This is a genomic window from Martelella alba (assembly GCF_005217455.1).
Lineage (GTDB): Bacteria > Pseudomonadota > Gammaproteobacteria > Enterobacterales > Enterobacteriaceae > Acerihabitans.
The window spans coordinates 127258-133562 of the sequence record NZ_SZPQ01000019.1 but is presented as its reverse complement, the minus strand read 5'-3'; the positions used below and the strand labels follow the sequence as shown (position 1 = coordinate 133562).

General features: G+C 40.3%; 4 protein-coding genes. 2 read left to right on the top strand and 2 right to left on the bottom strand.

Translation table 11 applies throughout. From position 1 onward, the window contains the following. Positions 1-593: 593 nt before the first annotated feature. Positions 594-1790: a glycosyltransferase family 2 protein gene (locus FCN80_RS14260; RefSeq protein ID WP_136990823.1), complete on the bottom strand. Its 1197-nt coding sequence runs from the start codon at positions 1788-1790 to the stop codon at positions 594-596. A 179-nt stretch (positions 1791-1969) separates the two neighbouring features. Further along, positions 1970-2998 carry an acyltransferase gene (locus FCN80_RS14255; protein WP_136990822.1) on the bottom strand — a complete coding sequence of 343 codons (1029 nt, stop codon included), beginning with the start codon at positions 2996-2998 and terminating at the stop codon, positions 1970-1972. Positions 2999-3850: 852 nt separating this feature from the next. Here FCN80_RS14255 and FCN80_RS14250 point away from each other — a divergent pair. Next, complete coding sequence (locus FCN80_RS14250) at positions 3851-5569, top strand: IlvD/Edd family dehydratase (RefSeq protein WP_136990821.1); 1719 nt, start codon at positions 3851-3853, stop codon at positions 5567-5569. A 15-nt stretch (positions 5570-5584) separates the two neighbouring features. After that, the gene (locus tag FCN80_RS14245; protein WP_136990820.1) at positions 5585-6277 is read left to right on the top strand and encodes an RraA family protein; all 693 of its coding nucleotides are present in this window, start codon (positions 5585-5587) and stop codon (positions 6275-6277) included. Positions 6278-6305 lie beyond the last annotated feature (28 nt).

Below are 6305 nucleotides of genomic sequence, written 5' to 3'. Positions count from 1 at the left end.
TTTGTTTTGCTGGGGTGTCGTGACGTACGTGATCAATGATATGAGGACAGGTGAGTTTGATGATTGCCCAGGGATGTGAGGCGGGATGGCGAAGTGCCATATTGGTGACGTAACTGTGCTGCCGTAGTGTCGTCACCGATATGTCAATGTTTGCCTAAAGTCACTTGTGAATGCAGATTAGGCCAGTTAAAACAATGCGTTATATGTACCCCGACGTTCTTCTAAGCCGTAGGTCACAGGTTCGAATCCTGTAGGGCGTACCATTTAAAATCAATAGGTTAGGAAAGTTTTAATCCTGCCTGATTTTCTCCTTGTGTCGTATTTGTGTCGTTGTTCCCGAAAATAGCGTCAATTTTACGGGCGTGCTCGGTCAAGTGATTTGGTGCCAGGTGGGCATACCGGCGCACCATCTCGATTGACTTCCACCCGCCCATTTCATGCAAAACGGATACTGGTACGTCGACCTGGACCAGCCAACCGCCCATGTATGGCGAAGGTCGTGAAAACGGTGATCGATACTTCATTGAAGTTATCGTATTGTTTTTCAGGAAAACAATACGGTGGCAAAAACGATGAAAAATTCAGATATCACATCATGAAAAAAATTTCTTGATATATCTCAATGGCGTGGTGATTTTCCATGAAGTGGATGATTCATAGTTTTTGATTATTTCGTTAATGGTATTAGTTAATTTCTGGTTTTCAATTATAAGATTTTCATGGCTTGATTCAAATTTATCTGATTTTTTATGTTCTTCTATGCAATTGCTTAATTCTGCCTGCAATGCTTCAGTACGCATAAATAGCTCATGCTTATATATCATCATATGATCTTTAGCATCCACTAACTTCAGTCTATCAAGTTGTTCCTGAGTATACTCAAATCCGATATCCATTTTTCTCCAATCAGGATGAATGGATTCTATTAATTTTATGGTCATTTCTCTCAGGATCTTGAAATTATCAAATTTCTTTAATGTCTGGAGTTTCCATGAAAGATCATCTATAACAAAACGGAAAAAGCTATTCCTGAATTCATTACAAGAGGAATTATTGAATATAAAATCTTTCAAACCCGACATCGCAGTGATAGTACATTGGTAGGATGAATCTCTTGTGTTTACCACTGATCCCTCTCTGAGATATCTTCGTGTATATAATTCTTCCTCAATAACACCAATTTTTTTTGAACTAAGCATGGCAGTAACGGTGAAAAAGATATCATTGGTGCTTCTTATTTCCTGGAATGCCAAGCTAGAATTTATTAACATTTCTCTTCTGAACATTTTGTCCCAAGCCGCGAAATTAAAACATTGAAAGAAACTATCGCTTATGTCCAGAGGCGAAAATAAGGTTTTTCCAGATAATAATGACGAATGAACGGTTTCATGAGGGTAGATTAAACCCGTCCCCACATGCAGTCTTTTGCTTTTGCAAACAACTGTATCACAGGAATATTCCTCGGCATAAAGATACATTAACTCCAGCATAGATAAGTGGTACAAATCATCATCATCGAGAAATATAATGTATTTTCCAGTGGCCAAGCGGAATCCAATATTTCTGCAATATCCCGCACCTTTATTGGTTTTGTTTTTTACTAATTTACATCTATTGTCATGTGATATCGCTGTTTCGATCAAACAAACAGTACTATCTTGTGAGTTGTCATCGATAAAAATTATTTCTATATTCTTAAAGGTTTGTTTTTGGATATTGTTGATAGTTTGCTCGATGTAACTTTCATTATTGAATGTTGTTATAACCGCAGTAACGCAGGGTTCACTCATTGTATTTAATCCCTAAACTTTATTATGCAAAAAAATTGTTGGATATCAAGTATATTATCGGCATACTCCATCATTATTTTAACTTTTTTTTCAAATAAAATAATAGATAAAAATTATTGAAGACTCATCCGTTGAGAACGGGCCTCAGATGGCCCGAAAATGATTCAGAAAAACGTGACTCAAAGAAGAATTTTTTTTAATACCTTAGAATTGCTTATTATTCTGTAGTAGGCTAAACTTAAAAGATAGGTCATTGTCGATATCAGTAATACTTTAAGATGTTCTTCTAAGTTGATTTTATCAAATACCTTGAAGAGTAGAGTCATCGGTATCAAATGGAAAAGGAATACGCTAAAGCTTGAACGACTGCAGTATTCCATAGACTTCCTCATCAAAGAAGTATCAGAAGGTGATTTTACTTGTCTTAGTAGAGTAAAAATAAAGAAGCTTATCATGATAATTAATATCGAATTATACCATGTGAATCCTTCACCTTGCATTTTCCCAGTGACTTTTAAATAATATTGTATTAGCAGTAGGGAAAAGAAAAAGCTACTGGCGAAAAGTATAAGCATTGCCTTTGACGTGCTTTGTAAAAAACCTCGGGCATAAACAAGATACCCTAACAAAAAATAGGTGATGTCTCCTCCTATAAAATCCCAGCCGATGTTGCTTAAAAAAATATTTTTTCCGAAAAGTACATAAAATAAATTTGGCATATTCACAAGCATCAAACTTAGACTGATAAGAATGATGAGTTCCTTGTCTTTTAATTGTTTTACCATCCTGGACATAAAAGGCGCTATCAAATACAAACCTATAATGGAGAACATGAACCAAAGTTGGTAAGCTGCTAAAGTATTTCCATAAAGGAGAGATTCAATCAAAGCATAGACGTGGATATCATTTCGATATAGATAGAGGTGGAAAATATTTGTCACTAAAAAATAAACAAAAGTCAAGTATAAAAAGCGTGGGATTTTATCCTTATAAAATTGAATTATATCTTTGTCATAAATACTTGTCAGAACAAGTGAACCTGATAAGAAATAAAATAATGGTACGCCGACTCTGCCAATGATATGACCGGCTTGGTATATAACCCATTGCTTTAAATCATTATCAATGTGATGATGGGATAGGATCACCCCATCCCAAGAATGTATAAATAGCACTAATATGATAGCGATTGTCCGTGTAACATCCATCCAATAGATTCTTTGTTTGTGCACTTGTAGCCCTTATGGATTTTAATGAGACTCTCATTTAATATCGGCAAATCTCGAAAAAAGATTAGTTGGTTTTTCTTCATATCCCGGTTAGGTGCGTTTAAATTGAACTGGCCACAATATGCTGGGAAGCGAATCCGAGTGTATGTATCGGACGCTTTGAAACCATTGCTATAAAGGCGTGTTTCTCGGGAGGTACTTAGGCAGGTGGTAATCGATATGGCTACAGAACATTCTAATGTTTTTTGGAAAGTAAAAGAGAGACGAGATTGGGACAACATTCGCATGGCAAGGCAGAACAACCGAGTTAACTTTGCCCGTCTCGGGGCGTGTGAGCGCGGTAAGATGCAGTATAACCTGATGATTCGAAGAGTATTACTAAACTCCTCTAAGCCGTTGGTCACGGGTTCGAAACTTATGAAACATGCTAATTTCCGGGTTTTATACGTGAGTATATCCGGCTGATATCCTTCCGATACGGACGAGGCATTCGCATATATCTTTCATCCGTAGACTGTCGAACAGTGCCATTGGAGCATAATTTTATGAAGGGCTTCACAATTTTTATCATTTTTTTGCTTTCATAGATAAAAGTTCTTTTATCCCTCAAATTTCATAACTTCCTGTTTGTTAATGTTATTCTTATATATCCCCCCCAATTTATTACCAAGACTTTTATAGGTAAAAATAAATAGATGATGAATAAGTTTATTCCTTCATATTGGCTCACAAATACATGTTTCAACTAGGGCATTTTGAAAAATTGATCCTGTTAATTTGATCTATATACTTCAATCATTCATCTCCCATAACAGTTGGTTGAAGCACACAATGAAAAATCTACGCAGTAAGGAATGGTTTGGTCGTGCTGATAAATCGGGTTTCATTGCCAGAAGTTGGCTCAAAAATCAGGGGTTGCCAGAAGATGTTTTTGATGGTCGACCTGTCATTGGCGTTTGTAATACCTGGTCTGAGTTAACCCCCTGCAATGCACACCTGCGTGATTTGGCGGAGCAGGTCAAAATGGGAGTTCTGGAGGCGGGCGGTATTGCCTTTGAATTTCCAGTAATGTCTTTAGGTGAAGCGCTAATGAAGCCCACTACAATGCTTTTTCGTAATTTAGCCAGTATGGATGTTGAAGAATCCATCAGAGGAAACCCCCTGGATGGTGTGGTTATTCTGGCAAATTGCGACAAAACAACGCCTTCATGTCTTATGGGGGCCGCAAGCGTTGATTTACCTACGTTGGTTGTGAGCGGGGGGCCAATGCTTAATGGAAAACATCATGGCAGAGATATCGGTTCAGGTACCGACCTCTGGAAATTCAGCGAGAACTTGCGTGCTGGGATCATGACACAACGAGAATTTGATGAAGCTGAAAACAACATGTCTCGAAGCGCTGGGGCATGTAATACGATGGGCACGGCTTCAACATTAGCTTGTATGGTGGAAGCACTAGGGCTTTCTTTACCAGGTTCGGCCGCTATTCCGGCAGTGGATGCTAATCGACGGCGCTGTGCAAGATTATCTGGGCGCCGCATCGTCGAGATGGTTAACCAAGACCTTACGCTGTCAAGGGTATTAACCCGGGAGGCGTTTGAGAACGCGATTGTCGTTAATGCCGCGATTGGAGGTTCAACTAACTTCATTTTACATTTGCTGGCCATTGCCGGACGTATCGGTATTCCATTAACGCTAGATGATTTTGATAAGTACAGTCGGGATATCCCTTTGCTTGCCAACCTTAAACCGTCAGGCGAATATTTAATGGAGGACTTTTATTATGCTGGAGGCGTACCAGCTATTATCAGCCAGCTCCTTGATAAACTTCATCGGGAGGTCATTCAGGTAAATGGCCAAACGCTATCAGACAACTATCGTGCCAGTAGTATCTTTAATGAGAATGTCATCCACAGCAGAACCTCACCACGGCAGGAAAATGCGGGCACTTTGGTACTGAGGGGCAATCTCTGTGCCGATGGCGCTATCATCAAGCCTTCAGCGGCGACAAAGAAGCTATTGAATCATAGGGGCCGTGCTGTCGTCTTCGAGAATATCGAAGACTATAACCTGCGTATCAATGACCCGCATTTGGATGTTACCCCTGATGATATTCTGGTATTAAAATGCGTGGGTCCTAAGGGCTATCCTGGAATGCCAGAGGTTGGCAATTTTGGGTTACCGTTGAAAATGCTTCGTCTGGGTATAAGGGATATGGTTCGTATCTCTGACGGGCGCATGTCTGGCACGGCATTTGGCACGATTGTTCTTCATGTCAGCCCGGAGTCAGCAGTGGGGGGGACGCTGGCTTTGGTGCAAAATGGCGATATGATCGAACTTTGCTGCGAGCAACAGACCTTAACACTTTGTGTCGGTGATGAAGAGTTGAATCGGCGCCGCGAGAAATGGATTCCTGATTATCCTGATTACTCCCGTGGCTATGCGAAGCTTTATATCGAAACTGTTCAGCAGGCTGATAAAGGTGCCGACCTGAATTTTCTTGTTGGAAAATCCGGCTCAAATATTAAACGTGAGCCACATCCTGAATAAAATATGGAGTAATTAATGAATAATGATTGGTCAAATGATGATGAGTTATTTTCCTTAGCTAGAGAAAAATTGTTTGTTGCCTTGGTGGGAGACGTCCTTGACACCATGGGGTTGCAACATCAATTTTTCTCACCGCAATTGAAACCAATAAATGCAGAGACCGTTATCATTGGTAGGGCAATGCCGGTACTTGAAGCCGATTATTTTCACCCATCAACATCTGGCAATACAATTTTGAGTGAGAAACCTTTTGGCATGATGTTTCATGCCCTTGATGATTTGAAGAAAAATGAGATTTACATCTGCGCCGGAGGCTCGCTGCGGTATGCGCAATGGGGTGGGCTGATGTCCACCAGGGCCATGCAGTGCGGAGCGGCAGGCGCGGTAATCCATGGTTATCATCGCGATACAAATGAAATACTGCGCCTCAATTTCCCCGTGGCTTCTTTTGGCAGTTATGCTCAGGATCAGGGGCCAAGGGGAAAGGTTGTCGACTGGAGAGTACCGATCGAACTCGATGGTGTTCGGGTTATGCCCGGTGATGTCATATTTGGTGACCGGGATGGTGTACTGGTAATACCAATGCAGGCCGTTGATGATGCGTTCCATGGGGCTATTGAAAAAGCCAAAGGTGAAAATAAGGTACTTAATGCCCTTAAATCGAAGATGACCACCGTCGAAGCATTCAATATATACGGAATAATGTGATCAAAGGCGAGTGAATATTGAGGTGTGA